The following is a 23,341-nucleotide window of genomic DNA, read 5'->3' as shown; positions in this document are numbered from 1 at the left end:
AAAGTTAGTAAAGTTAGTAAAGTTAGTAAAGTTAGTAAAGTTAGTAAAGTTGGCAAAGTCAGAACAAGTATTAACTATATCAAGAAAATTATCGTAATAAAGTAATTAAAACATTGAAAACTTATGTTATTTATTACAAATAATTTGGATTCTTTGTACCTTTAATTTGAATGATATTTTTAATATTATACGGGGGTTAAATAAGAAATGGTAATATATTTAATTGTAAGAAAAATTTAAGTGGGGTGGTAATATTAATGCTTAGCTTGTTATAAATAACGTCAAAAAGTGAGCAATCCCGTAACAATTAGATATAGTGGCTTTCATTTGGGGTGCCAGTTAGCCTACATGGATTTATATGGTAATAAGAGGTGGTAAATCCTCCTCTTATATTTAATGAATTTTTACAGGGGTATTATTTAAAATTGGCAATGAACCTTAATTTTTCTTTGAGGTGTTCAACTAATTTGGTTTGAGATAATTGTTCTCTAACGATACCTTTTGTATTTCCCCATACAGGCCCAGGCCAAGCACAATCAGTTGTAAAGCGAGCGATGTGATGAATGTGCAGCTGAGGAACTAAGTTTCCTAATGCGCCAATGTTAATTTTATCTGGTGCAAAGTTATCTTCTAGCAGTTGAGCTACAGCGCTTGATTCCTGAATAAACTGGATTTGTTGCGTTTCTGTCATATGGTGGATTTCTTTCAAATCAGTAATTCTTGGTACTAAAATCAACCAAGGCCCAATATCTTCTTTAATCATTAACACTTTGCATAAGGGAAGATTGCCTAAAATGATGCAGTCTTGTTGTAAACGAGGATGTAATTGAAAAGCCATTCGTATTTCCTTGGTTTCTATCAGCAATACTTTGTTATATCATAATCAGCTGATAATGAAGAATAAGTGATTCTATTCATGAGTGAAAAAGTCGATAAAAACGTTTATAACCCAACTTTTCAATGGGCGTTTCTGCATCCTAGATTTTGGCCTACATGGTTAGGTATTGGTTTTGCTATTATTTTGGCTTTTGTTCCATTCCGGTTACGCGATAAATTAGCAGCAAAGATCGTAAAATTGGTATTAAAGAAACCAAGTGGTGGCATTAAAAGGGCTAAATTAAATATAGCGACTTGTTTTCCAGAAAAATCAGAACAAGAACAACAAAAGTTACTTGAAGATACGTATATTACGGGCGCTCAAGTTATGCTTGGTTTTTCTGAGTTGATGGTTCGTAGTCGTAAGCATAATGAAAACAGAGGAATTTTTGTTGGCGGGGAAAACTTATTTCCTCTTTTGGAGCAAAAAGAGAATATTATTATTCTTGCGCCTCATGCGTGGGCGATTGATTTCCCTGCAATTTTACTTGCGTCTCGTGGCTACCATGTAACAACAATGATGAAGCCTCAAAAGAACCCAATTACTGATTGGCTAATGCATGTTCAACGTATGCAGTACGGCGGTAAAATCTACGCTCGTAGCGCAGGGATTAAGCCATTAATTAAAGCCATTAAAGAGGGGTATTTAGCTTATTACTTGCCAGATGAAGATCATGGCCCACAAAATAGTGTGTTTGTTCCATTTTTTGCGACACAGAAAGCAACTCTAAAAGGCTTTGGTAAGTTGGCTCGTTTATCTAAAGCGAAAGTGGTTCCAATGTTACCGTCATATAATGCAGAAACAGGGCAGTTTGAAATTATAACCTTGCCAGCGATTGCTGATTTCCCATCAGGGGATGAAGAGACTGATGCACGTGCAATGAATATTGCGATTGAGCAGCTCGTTACTGAGCGCCCAGAGCAATATATGTGGGTACTAAATTTACTGCGTTCTCGCCCAGATGGTAGCCGTTTATACTAATTTAGACGTTGATTGATATTATTTTTAAAAAGCTCACTTCATGATGAAATGGGCTTTTTTTGTATCTATTTATTTTGTTTGTTTATATCAAAGCTCGATCTCGGTCATTTAATCAATCTAAGTTTTTACAAATGGTTAGGGTCTATCTGTTGCTGAAGCGTATAATTATTTGTGATCCATTTCTAATAATGCTGCTAACGCTCTTTATGTGCTAAGTTGATTTGATAAATGCCAAAATCACCAAATTTTCGCTTCTTTCAAGGTGGGATGTTAAAACATCGTACTACTCCTAAGTTTTTAACAACACAAACTGATTACTATGCACTGCTTTTTCTATCGGCGTTAGTTGGTGGTATTGCTGGCTCTGTTGTGGCTTTATTTGAAGCGTCAATTCGTTTAATTTCAGAGCAGCGCTTAACCTTTATTCACTCCTTTCCTTATTCTGAATATTTAGCGCCCGTAGCTGCGGTGCTTGCTGGTGCTGCAATGGCGGCTTTAGGTTTTTGGCTGACGTTTCGATTTGCACCAGAAGCTGCGGGTAGCGGCATTCCCCATATTGAAGGCGCGCTTGATGGTACGCATGATATTCGTTGGGCACGAGTTTTACCTATTAAATTTCTCGCAGGTACGTTGACGATAGGTTCAGGTATGGTACTTGGTCGAGAGGGTCCATCGATTCAAATTGGTGGGGCTGTTGGTCGAATGATTGCGAGTAAAGGTAAACGTTTTACTCACTCTTCTCATATATTAACAGCAGCAGGTGCCGCGGCAGGTTTAGCTGCTGCATTTAATGCGCCTTTAGCCGGCATTCTGTTTGTTGTTGAAGAGATGCGTCCTCAATTTCGATATAACATTACGTCTATTAAGTGTGTGACGCTAGCGACGGCAGTCGCAACCATTGTGATGCGATCTTTACATGGGCAAGAAGCATTTCTAACTATTCCAAGCTTTGATGTTCCGCCACTTCGTTCTCTACTCTTATTTGCTATTTTAGGTATTATATTTGGCATTATTGGTGTGAATTTTAATAAATGGATTTTAAAAGGGACCAGTAAGGTTAAACAGATCCACCAAAATAAATTGTCACGCCTTGTTTTATTAGGTGCTGTATTTGGTGGAACATTTGCTTTATTACAGTTAATCGCGCCAAAACTATCTGGTAGTGGTATGGAAATTATTACCGAGATGTTCTATAGCCCAATGGCATGGATGGTCATGGTTGGATTTTTTGTACTGCGTGTCATTGTAACGGTCGCTTGTTTCTCATCGGGTGCACCGGGTGGCATCTTTGCGCCAATGTTAGCGTTGGGAACATTGCTTGGTTTATCTTTTGGTGTGGTAATGGCGGCTTGGTTCCCTGAATGGGTTTCAGAGCCAGGGGTCTATGCGATTGCTGGAATGGGAGCGTTATTTGCTGCAACAGTGCGAGCGCCAGTGACGGGTGTTATTCTTGTGGTAGAGATGACTAATAATTATCAATTAATATTACCTTTACTGGTAACAACGTTAGGTGCCACTTTTATTGCTCAAGCGCTTGGCGGGCAGCCCTTATATTCTGCACTGCTAAAACAGTCTTTGTTGAAAGATAAAGAATTGAGGGCGGAAGAGAGTGGATTACAGAAGGTGGATCAGGCGGTAGAAAACGTGAATGTAGAAAAATAAAACGCTGGATTTATTTTCTATTGTTTAATGTTAGTAGCCATCGGTTGCTTATTCAGATGGCTACGTTATTTATTATACTTTGCGATATACTCTAATCATAAAATCAGCTTTACAATCAAAACTGACTTTTTCTTTTAATTCCGCTTTAAATTCAGCGGTGGCTTTCCAAGCGAACGGCGTCATGTCTAACAGATGTAATGCTTCTAGGCCGTTTAGGTGCATATTGTAAGTTAATTTCTTCTCTTCAATAAGTTCAAAGCCTGCTAATTCTTCTGGAGCCTCATCATGTAGGCGAACATCACCATAAACACCTTCACGTAACTCGTATAAATGATGACTTGCTGGCGTTACTGTAAATAGGTGCCCAAACTCTTTAATAGTACGGTGAAGTTCTTCTGCTTTACACGGTGCATAAATTCGCACAATTCCATCTAAACTCTGATCTGAAAAAGGTAAGCGGTGACTAGAAGCTACGCTAAACTGACAGTTAAGATAACGTTTAGCTGCATATTTAATGGCTACCTTTGATATATCTAATCCAAAGACGGTAGCATTCTCTCCATTCAATTGTTCTGCAATTTTTGAGGTGTAGTAGCCTTCGCCACAACCTATGTCTAATAGGTTTGCTGAGCTATCTGTTACGTAGTGCTGGCATAACTCTGCGACTTGCTGTTGCATTGATTGGTAGTGCTCTGCCTCAAGAAACGCACGTCTTGCTTGCATCATTTCTTTATTATCACCCGGATTTTTAGAGCGCTTGTGATGAGCTGGCATTAGGTTTACATAACCTTCCTTTGCATTGTCAAACTGATGGTTGTTTTCACAACGGTATTGATTATCGGCAAAGCGTAACTCGTGTTGGCATAAAGGGCACTGATAAGACATAACCACACCTGAAATTAGATTAGGGCAGCAGTGTACTTCTTCATTTCTAGAATAAAAAGACCCATCAATAAAAAATCCCCGCCAGTGCGAGGATTTTAAATAGATTATTTATGCTTGATCTTATTTATATAGAAATTAAGCGTTAAAGATTTGTGCCATTTCAGTTGAGCATAAGTGGTATTGGCGTGGGCAGTTGCGCCATGTTGTTAGCATACGACGGTATTTGTCCATCATCGGCATTTGACTGTTGAAGTGATGATCTGCCTTATCAAACTGAGGGTATAAACCTTCAGAGCTTGTTAAGAAGCGAACGTAATTTACAGCTTGAGCTTCAGTTGCAATATCAAAACCTAAGAACTGAAGACGACGTGCATCTACTTTTGCTTGGCACTCAGGCACTAGCATGTTGTAAGACTCTTGCATTGCATGGTACATCTCCATGAAGTCGATAATTTCACGACATTCTGTTTCTGTAATGCAGCCAAAGTCTTTATCTAATTCGCGGATTTGAAGTTCGTAACCACGTTCAACAATCAGCTGTTGGCGCTGGTACTTCTCTGCGTTTGCAGGGTCCATTTGAGACATCAGATAATACTGGTTTGAAAGAATTAAGCGTTGAGCATTAGTCATATCCATTAGGATAACCTCAAAAATTATAAGTAAATTTGTATAAAAAGTTGAAGCTAGATTAACAGTAAATGTAACACATAGAATATGATCTACATTAAGTTATGTGATCTTAGCTTAGTCCTGTGATGTTTCCATTGGCATCAATATCTAAATTCATAAACGCAGGCTTCTCTGGCAAGCCCGGCATAGTCATTACATTGCCACATAATGCATAGATAAAGCCTGCACCTGCGCACAATTTTAACTCTCGAATAGGCACGATAAAATCGGTTGGTGCGCCTTTAATGTTGCCATCGGTAGAAATTGACGCTGGTGTTTTCGCCATACAAACAGACAATGATTGGTAACCTAGTTTTTCAAATTTGGCTAATTGTTGTTGTGCTTTTTCAGATAACTCAATGCGCTCAGCGCCATAACCTTTAATGGCAACGGCATTTAGCTTATCAAATAGGCTCATTTCTGATGTATACAAAGGAGTAAATATCGTGTGTTTTTTACAAGCCAAGATGACTTTTTGAGCGAGTTCTCGTGCGCCTTCGCCACCTTTTACAAAGGCTTCGCTGATTGCAACATCGACATTCATGTGGCTTGATAATGTTGAAATCCAATCTTTCAAGAAATCGAGTTCTTCTTGAGTGTCTTCAGGGAACCTATTTATAGCCACAACAACGGGTAAGCCGTATTTAGCACAATTGCTAATATGCCATTGTAAGTTACTTAACCCTGCATTTAATGCATCTTGGTTTGGCATAAATAAGGCTTTTGGTAACGCCTGTCCTGGAGATAATGGGAATAAACCTGAGTTCGCTTTAATACCGCGCAGTGTTGCAACAAGCACGGCACAATCAGGCGCTTTACCTGATATAGGCGCTTTAATATTACAGGCTTTTTCTAGCCCCATATCTGAGCCAAAACCACCTTCAGTCACCGTATAATCAGTTAATTTTAGTGCGATATTATCAGCAATAATAGACGAGTTACCGTGAGCGATGTTAGCAAAAGGACCTGAGTGAATAAAAGTAGGTACACCTTCTAATGTCTGCATCAGAGTTGGATTTATCGCAAACTTCATTGTCACCGTCATTGCGCCAGCAACTTGCAGATCTTCAGTTGTTACTGGTTCGCCATCAAGATTATAAGCCACAACTATACGACCAATACGTTGACGTAAATCTTGAAGATCAGTAGCTAATGCAAGGATAGCCATTAGTTCAGAAGCGGCAGTGATATCAAAACCATCTTCACGTTGGTAACCGTTAATCGTTTTACCGTCTTCATTTTTACCAATCGTGACCATGCGAAGAGCACGATCGTTATGATCCATCACTCGTTTCCACACCACCTGAGATGGGTCAATTCGTAACGCAGGCAGATCATTCTTTTGAGCGAATTCGTCATAGCCTAAGCGTTGTTCGTGATAGATACGAGCATCAATAGCCGCAGAGGCTAAGTTATGTGCGGCAGTAATGGCGTGAATATCACCAGTTAAGTGAAGATTTAATTCTTCCATTGGCGCAACTTGGCTATAACCACCACCTGCCGCACCGCCTTTAACACCAAAAACTGGCCCCATTGAGGGTTGGCGAATGCATGCACTGACAGATTCACCTAACTTAGCTAGGCCTTGTGCCAAGCCAATGGTTGTGACTGTTTTACCTTCACCAAGAGGGGTTGGGGTAATCGCACTAACAAGAATTAACTTACCATTTGGTTTGTTTTCTAGGTGTTTTAAGGCATCAATATTGATTTTTGCTTTATAGCGACCTTGTGGGGTAATGTCATCATCATGCAGCCCTAAGTTTGACGCAATCGTTTTCATTCGTATAAGTGTCGCAGTTTGGCAGATTTCAATATCGCTTTTCATAGTAACGGGAACCTTTTAGGGAAGAGTTAAAAATGCTGAAAAGAAGCGCGCTTTTTATACCACATAAATAGGACTATATTGAATCAATTCCCCTAATTTAATATGGAATTGATGAAAATATTTATAAGGTGTGATCAAGAGTATGAACAAGGATTAAGAATAGGTTAATGGCTTGTGATAGTCTTTGTTTGTGGGCTTTATAAGAAAAATGAGGAATTTATGTCTTGGCGTGATTTAAGTTTCCGACGTCGATTATTATCAGTGATGACCATCTCTGGGATCGTAAAATTACTCCTTTTATCTATCTGTGCGTTTTTATATGTTAAGCACTGGGAATCGCAAGACAGTGGGGATAAAGCATTAGGGATTGCACGATTTCTTGCTCAATCGCCAATAGTTATGGAAGCAGTAGAAAAAAACTCCCCAGGTTTGATTGAAGAGAAAATAGAACGATTACGATCTTCCATTGGTGCCGCGTTTATTGTTGTGGGAAACAAAGAGGGAATTCGTATTGCGCACCCCATCAAAGAGCGCATTGGTAAAGTGATGCAAGGGGGAGATAATCAACAAGCATTGTTACTCGGCGAATCTTATATCTCCTATGCTAAAGGTTCATTAGGTCATTCGGTTCGCGGTAAAACCCCGATAATTAATGAACAAGGTGAGATCATTGGGGTAGTTTCTGTCGGCTATTTATTAACGGCGATTGATAGCAAAGTATCTCATTTCTTAGTGTTCTTCCTTGGTATGGCGGTATTAGTTATTTTTGCCAATGCCATTATTGCAAACTTTGTGGCAAGACGTTTTCAACAATCCATTTTTGGCTTTGAGCCTGAAGCCTTTGGACGTTTGTATAAAGAACAACAAGTGACACTTTCGACCTTACGCGAGGGTGTACTTAGTATTGATGCCAATGGCAAATTAAGATCAATTAATAAAAGTGCCTGTGACATATTAAATATTGATCCTAATCGGTCTTTAAATCGGCCATTTATTGAGGTACTGCCTGATAGTGACTTAACTAAATTATTAGTGACAAAACAGTCAGAGCACGACATTGAACTATTACTGAATGGTCAGTCAGTGATTGCAAACCGCGAATTAATTAAAATTGATGGTCAAGTCGTGGGAGCGGTATCCAGTTTTAGACGAAAAGATGAGATCAGTGAATTGATGCTCCAATTGTCACAAGTGAAGCAATATGCCGATTTATTGCGTTCGCAAACTCATGAACATCGAAATAAACTCAATACCATTAGTGGTCTTATTCAATTAGGAAAAATAGCAGAAGTACAACAGATTATTGGTCAAGAAAGTTTGCGTTATCAACAGTTAATCGAGTTTTTAAGAAAGAGTATTTCTGAGCCTATGATCGCGGGCGTATTGCTTGGAAAAAGTGAACGAGCAAGAGAGCTAGGATTACGATTAGAGATCGACGAAGGAACACAGTTAGATCAACTTCCTGAACATATTCGCGCAGAAGACATGGTGACTATTATTGGCAACTTAATTGATAATGCGTTTGATGCGACGTTAAACCAAGTTAATAAAGAAGCTCAAGCAATAATGGTTAGCGTGACTGATTTTGGAAAAGAAGTGATTATAGAGGTTGAAGACCAAGGGTGCGGCCTACCGGAGGCGTTTAGCTTTAAGCAATTAACTAAGCGTGGCATTTCCACAAAATTAGATCAAGGACGTGGAGTCGGGCTGTATCTGATCCAACAGTTAGTTGATCAGTATCGAGGTGAATTTACCGTTAGAAGTGAGCAAGGTGAAGGAACATTGATGACGATTTATTTACCAAAAGAGTTGCACTAATACTTATTTCGATTGGTATAAAGCGATCAAAAAAGATAAACAAAAGGATATTGTGTGAGCAGTAAAATCAGCATTGTGATTGTAGAAGATGACATCGGAATTGCAGAAATACACCGCCGTAATTTAGATAAAATTGACACTGTAGAGGTGATAGGAATTGCTGCGAGTAAAGAAGAGGCAGTGATCTTATTGGATGTATTAAATCCTGATTTAGTGTTGTTAGATATTTATCTTCCTGATGGTAATGGGCTTGATATATTGCGTGAATTACGTCAAAAAGAATCATCCCCCGATATTATCTTAATTACGGCAGACAGAGATGTGAATACGCTGCAAGAAGCGATGCGTGGTGGTGTGATAGATTACTTATTGAAGCCAGTGATTTTTAGTCGATTAGAAGAGTCGATAAATAAGTACTTAAGTCAAAAACAACAATTTACAAATCGAGTTGATATTGATCAATCCATGGTAGATGCGATGTTGAATTCCACTAGCTCAGCAACCATATCAAGGTTACCGAAAGGCATTGATGGCGTAACGCTTGAAAAGGTGCGCCAGTTATTTGTTAATCAAAATCAGTTAACGGCAGATCAAGCAGGTGAGTTAATTGGCGCAAGTCGAACCACCGCTCGTCGTTATTTAGAATATCTTATCAGCTCTGGAGAATTGAGTGCTGATTTGTCTTATGGCAGTGTTGGACGACCAGAGCGCACCTATTTTAAAGCGCAGAATAGTATTAAAATATAAAGCATTTAAATCATAGGTTTGTTTTAAAGGTAACGCACTAATGACACCAGCAACGAAACTATTAAAAAAAGCAAAAATAGAACATCAGGTGCTTGAGTACCATCATGATCCTAAAGCTCAAGCGTATGGATTAGAAGCGGCAGAAAAATTGGGTTTGCCTCATGAAGAGGTGTTTAAAACTTTAGTGGTTCAAATAGATGAAAAAGAGTTAGTCGTTGGCATTATTCCTGTTGCTGCTCATTTAAGTATGAAATTAATTGCTAAAGCGGTCGGTGGTAAAAAAGCCAAAATGGCGGATCCGAGCCTTGTGCAGAAAACAACAGGGTATGTGATGGGCGGAGTGAGTCCGATAGGGCAAAAGAAACGCTTAAAAACGGTGATTGATATCAGTGCTGAACTGTATCAAACCATGTATGTCAGTGGTGGTAAAAGAGGTCTAGATATAGGGCTTGCACCAAAAGATTTACACCAAGTGTTAAACGCACAATTTATGGATATTAAAGCAGAATAATACCAAGGAAAGGTGTATTGGTATTATTTGGCAAGGAGAGGCACCGTGAATAAAAAAACAGTATCACTGGTTTTAGGCAGTGGTGGAGCAAGAGGGCTTGCTCATATTGGTGTTATTCGTTGGTTAGAAGAGCATGATTTTGATATTGTCTCTGTATCTGGTTGTTCTATAGGTACTGTAATTGGTGGTGTATATGCAGCAGGAAAGCTCGATGAATTTGAAGCCTGGATGCGAACCGTCACCAAATTAGATATTGTGTCTTTAATGGATTTTAATTGGGGTAAAGGCGGATTAATCAAAGGTGATAAAGTAATGAGTCGCCTTGGGCGTATTTTGGGTGATCTAAATATTGAAGATCTTGCGATCCCTTATACCGCTGTCGCTGCTGATATTAGTAATGAAAAAGAAGTCTGGTTACAAAAAGGTTCATTACTACAAGCGATCCGAGCGTCTATTTCTTTACCTTTGTATTTAATGCCAATTGAATTTAATGGAAAAACATTAATTGATGGTGGTGTATTAAACCCCGTGCCTATTGCTCCAACTTTTGGGGACCATTCTGATATTACTTTAGCTGTAAATCTGGCAGGAGAGCTTTCTCATAAGCTTGATGATTTTAAAGAAGTTCAAATTGATATTTCAGAGAATGAATTAGAAGAAGATACGTCTTTCCATCGGAAGGTAAGTGATTATTTTGGTTCGCTAACCGCCAAAACATCGAGAATTGATTTAGGGATGTACGATATCGCCAACCAAGCATTTGATGCGATGCAAAGTACCATAGCAAGACAAAAGCTCGCGGCCTATCCGCCAGACATTACGGTTGAAATAGCAAGAGACGCATGTGGAACCTTTGAGTTTGAACGTACCGCAGAGATGATTGATTTAGGGTATGAAAGAGCGGAGCATGCATTAAAACATCTGTTATAAATGATTCTGAATCAACAGATAGATATAAAAACGCCCATACTTTTCACTTCTCTTTCTAGTAAAAAGTATGGGCGTTTTTTAATTGAGTAGTATAACGAAAGCTGTAATTAGAACTTTGGTGCTGGCTTTCTTTCCGGCTTAAAGTTCAAAATTGAAATTGGCACGTCTTTCTTTGGTTCAAATCCTAGAATTTCTTTACGCACAATTAAGTGACCAAGACGTTTTTCAATCATGCACAAGTTTTTAAAATCATCTCGAGAAACAAATGAGATCGCTTCACCTTTAGCGCCTGCACGGCCAGTACGACCGATACGGTGAACATAATCGTCAGCAGGAAAAGGTAAATCATAGTTTACAACACGTGTTAGCTCATCAATATCAATACCACGAGCAGCAATGCCAGTCGCTACTAAATATTGTAGTTTGCCTTCTTTAAAGTCATTCAGCACTTTGGCGCGAGCGTCTTGGCTACGGCCACTGTGGAATGCTTCTGCTTTTATGCCGCGTTTTTCTAATTGGCTTACTAATTTCGCGGCACCGTGTTTAGTTTCAATAAAGATAAGCGCTTGGTCCCACTCATTGTCTGTAATCAAGTGGCTAAGCAGTGCTGATTTTTTATCTTTATCTACCGTAATTAACCATTGGTCAATTTGGGGTGCAGACGTTGTTTTTGGTGAAATCGAAATTTCAATCGGATTATTTACTGCTGTTTTCGCTAAAAAGCGAACTTGGTCAGACAAGGTTGCTGAGAACAACATGTTTTGACGATCTAACGGTAAACGCTCGATGATTTTATTGATGTCTTCAATGAAACCCATGTCTAGCATTCTATCTGCTTCATCTAAGACTAGGATTTCAATTTCATCAAAATGAATAGCACGTTGAGTGTACATATCCAAAAGACGACCGGGTGTCGCAACCAGAACATCAACACCTTCGATTAGGCGTTCTTTTTGGTTTTTGTAATCGACACCACCATACATAGCAAGAGATCTGATATCTGTATACTTGCTGTATTGTTGAACATTCTCTTCAACTTGGATCGCTAATTCGCGAGTGGGTGTCAAAATAAGTGCGCGAATACGTTTTGCTCGCACTTTAGTTGGATTTTCGCTGAGTATTTCTAAAATTGGTAATACAAAGCTGGCTGTTTTACCAGTACCAGTTTGTGCTGCAGCAATTAAGTTTTTTCCGGTAAGCGCAACGGGAATCGCTTTTTGTTGAATAGGCGTAGGCGCTTGGTAACCCAATTCGTCGATGGCTTTTAAAATTGGATCGCTTAACCCAAGTTTAGAAAATGGCATGTGAAATCTCAGATATATGAATAGAAGGGGATTGTAGCATGAAAAAAAGAAATGGTAGCAGGGGAAAAGCACCAATGCTATTTCAGCATTGGTGTATGTTTATAACCAGTTGTTTATTGGTGTGTATTTATAGTTACTAGGATTTTATTGCCATTCTAGGACGTATCACTTTGTTGATGAAAGTAAGCACCATTGGGAGCAGAACAACGACAATTGCGATAGCGGTGAATGAAAAGGTGATAGGACGTTCCCATAAGAAACTGAGTTCACCATCACTGATCATCAAGGCTCTACGTAAATTCTCTTCCATCATGCCGCCCAATATAAAGCCGAGTAACAAGGGGGCGAGCGGGAAATTGGCAAGCCGTAGCGCTATTGCCACCATTGCGATAAAGATCATGATGAAGACATCGACGGTATTAAAGGAGACTAAATAGACACCGGTAATAGAGAAGAATAACACCATAGGTAATAGTACGGTTCTTGGTACCGCTAATAATTTTGAAATGTAGGGAATAAGCGGTAAGTTAAGGATAACTAACACGATATTACCAAAGTACATTGAGATAATAACCGACCAGAAAATATCTGGATGATCGACAAACAGTCTTGGTCCTGGCTGAATACCGTAAGCGATTAACGCACCAAGCATGATCGCGGTCGTGCCTGAACCTGGAATACCAAGGGTTAATAGTGGAACAAATGATCCGCTAGATGCGGCGTTATTGGCTGATTCTGGAGCAACCAATCCGCGAATACTGCCTTTACCAAACTCATCTCGCTTATCTTTAGGTGCTAAATTTCGCTCCATACCATAGCTTAAAAATGCCGCTATAGTTGCGCCTGCACCCGGTAAGACTCCCGTAAAGAAGCCAAGAATAGATGAGCGAATAGCAACAGGAGCGACTTCTTTAAATTCTTCTTTGGTGATTTTCATGCTACCAAGATCGGACATTTTGTTTTGTTCATCACCACGCGTGTCTTGTTCTGGTTTTAGTATCCCCATTAAGGTTTCGCCTAAAGCAAAGGTTGCCATAGCAAGTAATAGGAAGCTGAATCCGTCCATTAAATCGGTTAAACCAAAAGTGAAACGTTCAACCCCAATGCCTTTATCAATACCAACGGTTGAAAGCATTAAGCCTAAGATGGTCATCATCCATGCTTTAATGACTTGTCCATTACCAGCAAAAGCCGCGACGGCGGATAAACCAACTAGCATTAAGGCAAAGTAATCAGGGGATTGGAAACTCAAAGAGACTTTAGCAAGAGCGGGTGCCGCTATTAAAAGCATGATTGCTGATAGAGTTCCGCCAGTAAAAGAAGAATAAGCAGCCAATGCAAGCGCCTTACCTGCTTGGCCTTTTTGTGCCATTGGGTAGCCATCAAATGCGGTTACTACGGTTGATGAACAGCCCGGAGCATTGATAAGGATTGATGAGGTTGAGCCACCAAAAACCGCACCATAATAGACACCAGCCATCAAGATCATGCCTGATGCAGGGTCTAAGCCGTAGCTGATTGGGATCATGAGTGCAATGGCGGAAATAGGGCCAAGTCCCGGTAACATTCCAATGAAGGTACCGACAAAACAGCCGATCATTACCATCATTAAATTGGTTGGCATTATTGCGGTGGATAAGCCTGCTAAAATTCCATCTAACATAATTAAGTCCTAGGGGTTACCAAGCAAGAAAAAGATAACCAGGTTCAAGATAGATATCTAAACCTTTGGTAAGAAGTAGCCAAAATCCTGTTACAAAAGGGAATGAAGCACCGAATAACACCGGTTTTCTGCGTTCTCCCAATAGATAGAATCCTGCCAATAGAAATAAGCTTGTTGCTAATACAAAACCAAGCCAAGTAAGGCCAATGCCATACAGCACCATTAATACTAAAAAGCCAATAAGCAGCTTCCAATTAAAACTTAAGGTAGCCCCGCTTTTCTCATCGGGTTGGGCTGAAACAATCAGTAATAAAGAAAGAAAAATCCCAGCAAAGGTCAGCATGTAGGGCAAGGTTCTGGCGGTGAATGGTTCATATTCATCACCAGGGAAAAGAGGAATTAAGCTAGTCTGATAGCCATAACAAAGACACACTAATAAGAAGATAATTGCGCCAACACGATCTCGGCATAATAGAGAAGAGCTAGAGTACGACATGAGTTCTCTCCATGAATCCATTAAATAAAAAAGTAAAGAAAAGGCTGCCTTGGCGTAAAGTGCAAGGGATCTATCTGGTATAACAAGGGGAATTAATGAACCATATCCGGTGGAGTCATTAAATACCAAGGCAGCTAAAGTGGTGGTGTTATTTTAAGAAACCAAGCTCACGCATTAGTGTGCCCATGAGTAACTCTTGTTCTTCAAGAAAGACATAGAAGTCTTTATCTGCTTTGTAATTATCAATCCAACCGTTGCGATCTCGTACCACTGCCCATTGTTCAGTCTCGTACATTTTGTCGAACGCTTGTGTGTATTTGTCAATTTTGGCTTGGGGTGTACCCGGAGCAGCAAAGAATCCACGCCAGTTAGCAAATACGGTATCGTTGCCATATTCGGTTAGTGTTGGAATATCAGGTGCACTTTCTAAACGTTTTGGTGCAGTAATCGCTAGAATGCGAACTTGGCCGCTTTTAGACATTTCTAGTACTTCACCAAGACCGGTTGAAAGCAACGGTGTTTCGCCTGAAAGTAAGGCTGCCATTGCTTTACCGCCTGCATCATAAGCGATGTAACGTACTTTTCTTGCATCAAAGCCTTCGCCTTTAAATGCAGCTGCAACAACAAGGTGATCCATACTGCCTCGTGCTGAACCGCCTGCAATTTTTACTGAGCGAGGATCTTTTTCAAAATCCGCAACCACTTGTTCCCAGCTTGTGTATTTAGAGTCTTTATTTACGACAATTGCACCATAATCGGCAATAGTTGCAGCTACAGGGGTTAAGTCTCGAAACGACTGAGGGAAAATACCACTTAACGATCGGATCACTATTGGGGTTGAGTTCACCATTAATGTGTCTGGTTGACGCTCTGCGGTTTCAATGAGATGAGCAATGGCTTTACCGCCGCCCCCGCCAGATAAGTTTTGATAAGATGCTTGCTCAATAATGTCTGATTTAAGTAGTACATCACCTGTACCACGAGCTGTCATATCCCAACCACCACCTGCGCCGCCAGGAATAATAAAGTGAATCTTCTCAAGTTCAGCAGCGAACGCTGAACCTGACATCGCAAAAGTGGCTGCAATCATTGAAGCTGTGATCTGTTTTTTAAATGAAGTAAGCATGAATAGCATTTCCTTATAATAGTAGGGGATACCAACCTCTTTGGGTTGTTTGTGTTCATCAATATTTTCTGCTTTCTCTTGGTTGTTACGTAAATATTATTTCTTTGCGAGGAGTTTGACTAGATAGGGGAAATAATGGGTATTTAGAACATAAAGGGGATTTTGTTCATAAAGTTCATGGCAGTATTGATAAGTCAAAAAAAAGCCATGCAGTAAGATATTGCATGGCTTGAGGTTATTAGATGTTATGTTACTTTGAGATTATTGAGTTTTAAATTCACTCAACTTTTTAGTTAATGAGTGACTCTCTTTGGTTAGTGCTTCCGTATCTCTTAATGACGTGCGCATATCTTCCAGAACGTCATTAGCGGCTTCATTGATACTGGTTACATTACGGTTAATCTCTTCTGACACCGAGCTTTGCTCTTCAGCTGCAGAGGCTATTTGGTTATTCATGTCATTGGCAACCAAAATAGCAGAGCTGATCTCTTTCAGGTTTTCTTGTGCAATCATTGTCTCTTCTTTGGTTGATAATGCCTGCTTCTGGCTATTATCCATTATCGTCACAATGCTCTGAGTATTTTGTTGTAGTATCACAAGCATGTTATTGATTTCTTGAGTTGAGCTTTGTGTGCGGCTTGCTAGGTTACGAACTTCATCGGCAACAACAGCAAATCCACGTCCTTGCTCACCAGCACGAGCCGCTTCAATCGCCGCGTTTAATGCTAGTAAGTTTGTTTGCTCTGCAATGCCACCAATTTCAGTCAGAATTTTTTGAATGTCATTACTTGATGACGCTAAATTAACGACTTGTTCTTGGGCTTCATTAATAAACTTAGCTAACTCTTCAACAGAAGCTGCTGCATGGTTCATTATTTTTTGACCTTCTTTACTACTTACTTGAATTTGGCTTGCTGCTGTCGCTGCTTGTAATGCCGAAGAAGCAACCTCTTGGGCTGTTGCACTCATTTCATTGATAGCTGTCGCTAATTGAGTTACTTCATTCACTTGGTTTTGTAGCTTAATTTGTGATTTCTCAGTTTCAGCCATGGTATTCATTGATGATTGAGAGACTAATTCAGCGGTATCCTTTGCATTATGAAGGGTGTTTTGAACTTTCTCGATAAAGGTATTAAACCAGAAAGCCAGTTGACCAATTTCATCTTTAGATGTGATGTCAATTCGTTGAGTTAAGTCACCATCACCTTGAGCGATATTTTCAAAGCGAGAAGTTAGATTGATTAAAGACGTACCGATCTGTTTTGCTAAAAGAAAGATAATGAAAATACCGATAATAGACGAGATCAAGCCGCTTAATAAGCCATTGAAAAGTGCATCATCACTTAACTGAGTGCTTAATGAATTAAAATCAGTAATTTCTTTTTCTAAAATTTTAGAAGGAATCGAAACCATTACAATCCAAGGTGTTGAACCCGTATTGATGGTTGCAATGGCTACTTTTAACGTATCAATATCTTTTAAGAATGGTTTATTTGCTTTTGCTTCTTGTTGTATTTGGGCCCAGCTTTGAGCGATTCCACCTTTTACTTTTTTGCCAACTAAATTTTCATCTTGGCTAAAAGACAATAAAGTACCGTTCCATGAGATAATTGAAACAACAGCATTTGGAATGCCGATATCTTGAGCTGCCTGTTTACTAATGGCCTGAAAACTTTTAATTGACCAATCATAGCCTAGAGAACCAATAATTTTATTATTTGATTCTAATGGTAGGCTGATCGTTGTAATTAGCTCTTGATTGCCTCTTACATTGTAATAGTAAGGTTCCATTACAAAGGTTTGGCCTGTTTCAAAAGGAGCTAAATGCCATTCATCAATACGTTCGCCATTATTATTTAATGTCGTATTGTTAAAACTATCCATTCCTAATGCTTCAAAGCTAGAATCAATTGGAGAAAAGAAAGGAGATAACACTCCATTTTTATTCAATGCTTTTTGAGTAAGAGCAGAATTATCTTTAATAAACTCTCCTTGCTCCCAGACCATATAACCAGCGAATACACTCTCATTTTGATTTTTTAATGAAGAGGTAAATTGTTTAATTAAAAGTTCAGCATTTGCTTGGTTATCATTAGATAGCTCTAAAACAGACTTAAGTTGCTTTAAATTACTAATTACAGGAGAGAACATTCCGTTCAGTTCTGCACTTTGTTGGTTAGCAATAGCTAATAATTTATAATCAATGTTTTCAATGAGTTGACTAGATACATGCTCAGTAATTTCTTCATTTACCCCATTGTAAGATACCGTTGTAAAAAACATAGCCGTACTTAATGTAATAAATATGGCAAGCCCAGCACTAATTGCGATACGTGTTTTGATTGATTTAAACATAGTTCCCTAATGATAAAAATGTTTTTATATAATGCCTTATCGACTAAATATGAACTTTCATTAGGATAAATAAGGTGTTTTTATGTATAAAACTTACGAAATATTCACGTTAGCTTCACGAATGTTAATTTATATTTGTTTATGTATATACTAACCTCCTCGAACAATGATGTTCTGTTAGCCTGTTTTGATGGTATTCATAAATTTATAGTGAGAAAAAGAATGAACAAAAACCTATTAGTACCTTTATTATTTACTGTTGTTTTGGTTGGTTGTGATGACGCAAGTGAAGCAATCGATAGAGCACAAGATGTGGCAAATAAGGCAGTAGATATGGCTCAATCTAAATTAGAGTCAGTAGACTTGAGTGCATTGAATATCGAACAATTCGGTGATGCTGCTGATTCCGCGGCTGAATTTGCTGAGTCAATCGATGAAGCCCTAAATGCGGATTACAGTAATCCTAAAGCATTAATTGAAATTCAAGAGCACGTTGCAAATGCCTACAGTTGTTTAGTTGAAGCCTCATCAGAATCCACTGCGGAAGGTTTGCTGAATAAGGTCATGGCGACTCTCTCAAATGAGCAAGCAGAAAGCTTAATTGAGAAAGGCATTGAACGAGCACAAGACATGCAAGAGTGTGTGATGTAATTGGTATCATCTCGAACGAGTAAATACTAAATAAAAAAAGCCCCGTAACAATCGCTCTTTAAAGGCGTTTGATACGGGGCTTTTTAGTGCTGTTAATCTGTGTGGTTAAAAATAACCGTAAAGATTACAGCTTGTCAGTTAGCTCGATAGCTTGACCAATATAGTTTGCTGGCGTCATCTCTTTTAAACGAACTTTTTCGTCTGCAGGGATTTCTAAGCTGTCGATGAATGAACGCATGCCTTCACCATCAATGCGTTTACCGCGAGTCAGTTCTTTTAGTTTTTCGTATGGCTTTTCGATGCCGTAACGACGCATTACTGTTTGAACAGGTTCTGCAAGAACTTCCCAGTTTTTATCTAGCTCAGCTTCAAGTGCAGCACGGTTGATTTCTAATTTGCTAATGCCTTTTAGAGTCGACGTGTATGCAATGATAGCGTAACCACAACCAACACCTAGATTACGAAGAACCGTAGAGTCAGTTAGGTCACGCTGCCAGCGAGATACAGGCAGTTTTTGAGATAGGTGATTAAAGATTGCGTTAGCAAGACCTAGGTTACCTTCAGAGTTTTCAAAATCGATTGGGTTAACTTTATGCGGCATAGTTGAAGATCCGATTTCGCCTGCAATCGTTTTTTGTTTGAAGTGACCAAGAGCAATGTAGCCCCAAACGTCACGGTCAAAATCAAGAAGGATGGTGTTGAAACGTGCAATCGCATCAAATAGCTCAGCAATGTAGTCATGCGGTTCGATTTGAGTTGTGTACGGGTTCCAGTTAACGCCTAGAGATTCAGTGATGAATTCTTCACTGAATTTGTGCCAATCAACATCTGGGTAAGCAGAAAGGTGAGCGTTGTAGTTACCAACAGCACCGTTGATTTTCGCTAGGATCTCAACGTTTTCGATTTGCTTGTATTGACGTTCCATACGGTATGCAACGTTCGCCATTTCTTTACCCATTGTAGAAGGTGAAGCTGGCTGACCGTGTGTACGAGAAAGAAGAGGAATATCACGGTACTCGTTCGCTAATGCTTTAATTGCATCGATAACGTTACGGATTTCAGGAAGAACGATCGTGTCACGTGCTTCTTTAAGCATAAGAGCGTGAGACGTATTGTTAATGTCTTCTGAAGTACAAGCAAAGTGAATAAATTCATTGATAGCGTGAAGCTCTGGAAGCTCAGCTACTTTTTCTTTTAGGAAATATTCAACGGCTTTAACGTCGTGGTTTGTTGTGCGTTCAATGTCCTTGATACGCATAGCGTCTTCTTCGCTGAAATTTGCAGCGATGTTATCTAAGAATTGATTCGCTTCTGCGCTTAATGTAGCCACTTCCGCAATCGATTGCGTAGCTGCTAATTTTTGAAGCCAACGAACTTCAACAACAGTACGGTATTTCAGTAAGCCATACTCACTAAAGATACTGCGTAGAGAAATTGTTTTACTTCCGTAGCGACCGTCTACAGGTGAAACAGCAGTTAATGCTGACAATTCCATGTGAATCTCCTAGATATCTATAAAGGTTAAAGGATAAAGCCTACTTGGAAGACTAATAGGCTTTAATTTTTAAATTCGAGCTAATATAATTTTTGCTTGTTCGACCATTTTTTTACGACCAAAAATCAGATGGCGGCGCTTGCCACCCACTTGACGCCACAACACCGCTGAGCGAATCCCTGACAGTAACAGGGAGCGGACTTTATGTTGTGTCATTGATTGCTGTAAAATTGCAGGTGTACCAGTGACTTGGATGCGAGGACCCATAGGGCTGATCACATCTAAATAAATACTGGCAATGTTGCTAAGCATTTGTTCGTCATGAATGTCAAAATGTTCAAGTTGGCGCTCAATCGTACTGATGCGTTCACCAAGCTTACTCATGCCATCTCGATGGCCGGCAAGCTTACGCTCTAGCGCCATTAAACTGATCAGATAACGGGTTAATTCGCTACCTGTTGGTGTGTTATCAAAATCTCGTACAAGGCATTCTAAGCCAACTCGTAAGTTGGCTTCTTTTCCGTAAACGCCTACCGTATTATTTGGATTCGTTTCCAAAATAGACTGGATAGCAGTATCAAACGCGGCTTGATCACAGTGTCCATCTTTCGCCATTTTTTGTACTAAGCTTGCCGCTTGGCAAATGCCAGCAAATGCAATGGTTCTGTCAAATAAAGTGTTCGCCACGCTAGGACTCCTTAAATACGCTCTTCAATAATACCGCCACCTAGGCAAACTTCACCTAAGTAGAAAACAGCAGATTGACCTGGGGTTACTGCAATTTGTGGTTCATCAAAAATAACTTTAATATTTTCATCATCGATAGGGATAATGGTGCAAGGGATATCAGTTTGACGGTAACGTGTTTTTACCGTGCAGCTCAATGGTGCTTTGATCGGTGTGCGATCAACCCAATCAAGTTGAGAGGCTAATAAACCTTGAGATTTCAGTAATGGGTGATCTTTACCTTGAACGGCAATTAGCACATTACGTTTTAAATCTTTTTCACCAACAAACCATGGGTCTTCGTTACCGCCGCCGCCTTTAGAGCCACCGATGTGTAACCCTTTACGTTGACCTAGAGTGTGGTACATCAAACCTTGGTGTTGACCAATGATGTTACCTTCTGGGGTTTCGATATTACCTGGTTGTGCTGGTAAGTATTTGCCTAAAAATTCAGTGAATTTACGCTCACCAATAAAGCAGATACCAGTAGAATCTTTTTTCTTCGCTGTGATCAAATCTTGCTCTTCAGCAATGCGGCGTACTTCAGGTTTTTCAAGTTCACCAACAGGGAATAAGCTACGAGATACTTGATCTGAGCTTAATGTGTATAGGAAGTAACTTTGATCTTTGTTTGAATCCAAACCACGAAGCATTTGTGGTTTAGCACCATTTGCGATTTCTTCTGCTGTTGGGAAAGTACGACGAACGTAGTGACCCATTGCAATGAAATCAGCGTCTAATACTTCATCAGCAAATTCTAAGAAGGCTTTAAATTTGATTTCTTTATTACAAAGAATATCTGGGTTTGGTGTACGGCCCGCTTTATATTCCTCAAGGAAATATTCAAAAACGTTGTCCCAATATTCAGCAGCAAAGTTAATGGTGTGAAGGTGAATACCTAATTTGTCACACACGGCTTGTGCATCGGCTAAATCCTCGGCAGCGGTACAATATTCCTCGTTGTCATCTTCTTCCCAGTTTTTCATGAAAAGACCTTCAACTTGGTATCCTTGTTGCTGAAGTAGATAGGCTGATACTGAAGAATCTACACCACCGGACATACCGACGATGACTTTCTTTTGGCTGTTGTCTGACATTCTTTAACACCACTAATAAAACTTGAGGCAGATTCTAACAGAAAGAATATGCTGGGGACAGATCCGAGACTAAAATCACATAATTATATCTGTGAAATTAGGGTTATTTATGTTGATTTAGCCCTTTAAATTTAAGCGTTTCGCTAAACGATGTAAATTTCCTATCCCCTACATAATTAAGGTGCTTGGAACAGAGTATGAAATAATTATGAACACTCTTTTTTTCATTTATGGCATAGTAGGCGAAATTATTGAGTGAGAAGAAAGATGACAGACCAACAAGACGATTTCATGACTGAAGAAACGTTGATTGAAACCGTAAAAAATCAAATTGAAGACGGCAGCCCAATTGCAGCAAAAGAGACACTAATGCGTCTAGTTATGACGGGTAACCCTCGTGAAGATGCGATTGAAATGATGGCTTGCGCGTTGGCAATTGAAGTCGTTGATGTGATGAAGAATGGCGCTGAATTCAACCAAAAGCGTTATAAAGAAAATCTAGAATCATTACCAGACATGAGTTTCATGGGTGATGAATAATAGTAATAACGATTGTTTTTAATCGGTATTAAAAATAAATAAAAAGGGCTAATAGTATTGATACTATTAGCCCTTTTTCCATATTACAGTATGTTTAGTTTGCGCAACCAATTTCACCAGTCAACATGCAGTTTTGTTGCTGTTTTTCTTGATTGTCATAGTGCTCATTAGTGAGTTCAGTAGAGTTAATGTCTTCTCTATCTGCTGGGGCACAAGCACTTAAAAATATTACACTGGCAATCCCTGCTACCTTGATGATTACGTTCATTTTTATTCCTTTATTCTTATCATGTTTTCTTAATGTTAAGTTAAAAAACTTCAAACGGGTAGCTGTTTTTAACTTATTTTTTACATTTCTATTTATTGCTCTAAAGTGAGACTTCTTTCCATTCACCATGAGGAACATCTTTGATTGTCCAATCTCCCATTGAATAGCGGATCAAACGTAATGTTGGAAAACCAATATGTGCCGTCATACGACGAACTTGACGATTACGGCCTTCAATAATGGTAATCGCTATCCATGTTGTTGGGATGGCCGCACGGAATCGAACCGGAGGATTACGATCCCATAAATCCGGTGTTTCGATAATTTCAACGTTAGCGGGTAGTGTCATGCCGTCTTTTAGCTCAACACCTTGACGAAGTTTCTCTAAGTCTTCTTCTGTCGGTGCGCCTTCCACTTGTACCCAGTATGTTTTTGGTGATTTAGATTCAGGCTGAGTTAAACGGGCTTGCAGCACACCATCATTGGTTAAAATTAATAAGCCTTCACTGTCACGATCAAGACGACCTGCCGCATAAACGTCTTTAACTGTAATAAAATCTGCGAGCGTCTGGCGATGTTGGTCATCGGTAAATTGACTCAGTACATCAAAAGGTTTATTAAAGATAAGGACTTTACGATCTTCTGGTGCAGGGCGTGGCTTTTGTGTGGTTTTTTTCTTAAAGGCCGGTTTTTTCCAATTTGGAGAACGCTTGAA

General features: G+C 39.4%; 22 protein-coding genes. 8 read left to right on the top strand and 14 right to left on the bottom strand.

The features are described from left to right. Positions 1-415: 415 nt before the first annotated feature. Positions 416-838: an HIT family protein gene (locus Q1K78_RS14430; RefSeq protein WP_300180276.1), complete on the bottom strand. Its 423-nt coding sequence runs from the start codon at positions 836-838 to the stop codon at positions 416-418. 78 nt (positions 839-916) lie between these two features. Between Q1K78_RS14430 and lpxM the strand changes: the two genes are divergently transcribed. Continuing rightward, positions 917-1,858, top strand: coding sequence for a lauroyl-Kdo(2)-lipid IV(A) myristoyltransferase (gene lpxM, locus Q1K78_RS14425; protein WP_300180273.1), 942 nt, complete (start codon positions 917-919; stop codon positions 1,856-1,858). Positions 1,859-2,086: 228 nt separating this feature from the next. Beyond that, complete coding sequence (clcA, locus tag Q1K78_RS14420; protein ID WP_300180270.1) at positions 2,087-3,520, top strand: H(+)/Cl(-) exchange transporter ClcA; 1,434 nt, start codon at positions 2,087-2,089, stop codon at positions 3,518-3,520. A 72-nt stretch (positions 3,521-3,592) separates the two neighbouring features. Here the strand turns inward: clcA and rlmA are convergent, their stop codons facing one another. The 3 genes from rlmA to Q1K78_RS14405 form a co-directional block, all read right to left on the bottom strand. Continuing rightward, positions 3,593-4,405, bottom strand: coding sequence for a 23S rRNA (guanine(745)-N(1))-methyltransferase (gene rlmA / locus Q1K78_RS14415; protein ID WP_300180267.1), 813 nt, complete (start codon positions 4,403-4,405; stop codon positions 3,593-3,595). 135 nt (positions 4,406-4,540) lie between these two features. Beyond that, positions 4,541-5,041: a YfbU family protein gene (locus Q1K78_RS14410; protein WP_300180264.1), complete on the bottom strand. Its 501-nt coding sequence runs from the start codon at positions 5,039-5,041 to the stop codon at positions 4,541-4,543. A gap of 103 nt (positions 5,042-5,144) precedes the next feature. Next, on the bottom strand, positions 5,145-6,899 hold the full coding sequence (locus Q1K78_RS14405) for a formate--tetrahydrofolate ligase (protein WP_300180261.1): 1,755 nt from the start codon (positions 6,897-6,899) through the stop codon (positions 5,145-5,147). A gap of 219 nt (positions 6,900-7,118) precedes the next feature. Here Q1K78_RS14405 and Q1K78_RS14400 point away from each other — a divergent pair, with 219 nt between their 5' ends. The 4 genes from Q1K78_RS14400 to Q1K78_RS14385 are packed head-to-tail and all read left to right on the top strand — an operon-like array spanning position 7,119 to position 10,905. Next, positions 7,119-8,717 carry a sensor histidine kinase gene (locus tag Q1K78_RS14400; RefSeq protein WP_300180258.1) on the top strand — a complete coding sequence of 533 codons (1,599 nt, stop codon included), beginning with the start codon at positions 7,119-7,121 and terminating at the stop codon, positions 8,715-8,717. Positions 8,718-8,771: 54 nt separating this feature from the next. Further along, positions 8,772-9,464 carry a response regulator gene (locus Q1K78_RS14395; protein ID WP_300180255.1) on the top strand — a complete coding sequence of 231 codons (693 nt, stop codon included), beginning with the start codon at positions 8,772-8,774 and terminating at the stop codon, positions 9,462-9,464. Positions 9,465-9,504: 40 nt separating this feature from the next. Beyond that, entirely contained in the window at positions 9,505-9,975 is a 471-nt protein-coding gene (gene ybaK / locus Q1K78_RS14390; RefSeq protein ID WP_300180252.1) for a Cys-tRNA(Pro) deacylase, read from the top strand. A gap of 45 nt (positions 9,976-10,020) precedes the next feature. After that, positions 10,021-10,905, top strand: coding sequence for a patatin-like phospholipase family protein (locus Q1K78_RS14385; RefSeq protein WP_300180249.1), 885 nt, complete (start codon positions 10,021-10,023; stop codon positions 10,903-10,905). Positions 10,906-11,012: 107 nt separating this feature from the next. Here the strand turns inward: Q1K78_RS14385 and Q1K78_RS14380 are convergent, their stop codons facing one another. From Q1K78_RS14380 to Q1K78_RS14360, 5 genes are all read right to left on the bottom strand, one after another. Then, a complete protein-coding gene (locus tag Q1K78_RS14380) occupies positions 11,013-12,209 on the bottom strand; it encodes a DEAD/DEAH box helicase (protein WP_300180246.1) in 1,197 nt (398 codons plus the stop codon). Positions 12,210-12,345: 136 nt separating this feature from the next. Further along, positions 12,346-13,872: a tripartite tricarboxylate transporter permease gene (locus tag Q1K78_RS14375; protein WP_300180244.1), complete on the bottom strand. Its 1,527-nt coding sequence runs from the start codon at positions 13,870-13,872 to the stop codon at positions 12,346-12,348. 16 nt (positions 13,873-13,888) lie between these two features. Next, positions 13,889-14,389 (bottom strand): tripartite tricarboxylate transporter TctB family protein, encoded by a 501-nt coding sequence (locus Q1K78_RS14370; RefSeq protein WP_300180242.1) that lies wholly within the window; start codon positions 14,387-14,389, stop codon positions 13,889-13,891. 127 nt (positions 14,390-14,516) lie between these two features. Further along, positions 14,517-15,494 carry a tripartite tricarboxylate transporter substrate binding protein gene (locus tag Q1K78_RS14365; RefSeq protein WP_300180238.1) on the bottom strand — a complete coding sequence of 326 codons (978 nt, stop codon included), beginning with the start codon at positions 15,492-15,494 and terminating at the stop codon, positions 14,517-14,519. A gap of 261 nt (positions 15,495-15,755) precedes the next feature. Further along, positions 15,756-17,849: a methyl-accepting chemotaxis protein gene (locus tag Q1K78_RS14360; RefSeq protein ID WP_300180235.1), complete on the bottom strand. Its 2,094-nt coding sequence runs from the start codon at positions 17,847-17,849 to the stop codon at positions 15,756-15,758. 222 nt (positions 17,850-18,071) lie between these two features. Between Q1K78_RS14360 and Q1K78_RS14355 the strand changes: the two genes are divergently transcribed. Further along, a complete protein-coding gene (locus Q1K78_RS14355; protein WP_300180232.1) occupies positions 18,072-18,500 on the top strand; it encodes a hypothetical protein in 429 nt (142 codons plus the stop codon). Positions 18,501-18,624: 124 nt separating this feature from the next. Here Q1K78_RS14355 and purB read toward each other — a convergent pair whose 3' ends face one another. From purB to mnmA, 3 genes are all read right to left on the bottom strand, one after another. Continuing rightward, the gene (gene purB / locus Q1K78_RS14350; RefSeq protein WP_300180229.1) at positions 18,625-19,995 is read right to left on the bottom strand and encodes an adenylosuccinate lyase; all 1,371 of its coding nucleotides are present in this window, start codon (positions 19,993-19,995) and stop codon (positions 18,625-18,627) included. Between the two features lie 69 nt (positions 19,996-20,064). Next, positions 20,065-20,682 (bottom strand): high frequency lysogenization protein HflD, encoded by a 618-nt coding sequence (hflD, locus tag Q1K78_RS14345; protein ID WP_300180226.1) that lies wholly within the window; start codon positions 20,680-20,682, stop codon positions 20,065-20,067. 11 nt (positions 20,683-20,693) lie between these two features. Continuing rightward, on the bottom strand, positions 20,694-21,818 hold the full coding sequence (gene mnmA, locus Q1K78_RS14340) for a tRNA 2-thiouridine(34) synthase MnmA (RefSeq protein ID WP_300180223.1): 1,125 nt from the start codon (positions 21,816-21,818) through the stop codon (positions 20,694-20,696). A 267-nt stretch (positions 21,819-22,085) separates the two neighbouring features. Here mnmA and Q1K78_RS14335 point away from each other — a divergent pair, with 267 nt between their 5' ends. Next, entirely contained in the window at positions 22,086-22,358 is a 273-nt protein-coding gene (locus Q1K78_RS14335) for a hypothetical protein (RefSeq protein WP_300180219.1), read from the top strand. Positions 22,359-22,452: 94 nt separating this feature from the next. On the opposite strand, the gene Q1K78_RS14330 is transcribed toward Q1K78_RS14335, so the two are convergent. Both Q1K78_RS14330 and Q1K78_RS14325 read right to left on the bottom strand, forming a co-directional pair. Further along, positions 22,453-22,626, bottom strand: coding sequence for a hypothetical protein (locus tag Q1K78_RS14330; RefSeq protein ID WP_300180216.1), 174 nt, complete (start codon positions 22,624-22,626; stop codon positions 22,453-22,455). A gap of 100 nt (positions 22,627-22,726) precedes the next feature. Continuing rightward, a partial coding sequence (locus tag Q1K78_RS14325) for a pseudouridine synthase (protein WP_300180213.1) occupies positions 22,727-23,341 on the bottom strand: 615 nt, incomplete at its 5' end.

Origin of the sequence: uncultured Aliivibrio sp., from assembly GCF_946479765.1 — a bacterium.
Lineage (GTDB): Bacteria > Pseudomonadota > Gammaproteobacteria > Enterobacterales > Vibrionaceae > Aliivibrio.
Note: the sequence above shows the minus strand (reverse complement) of the source record. Positions and strands in the feature narration are given on the sequence as shown.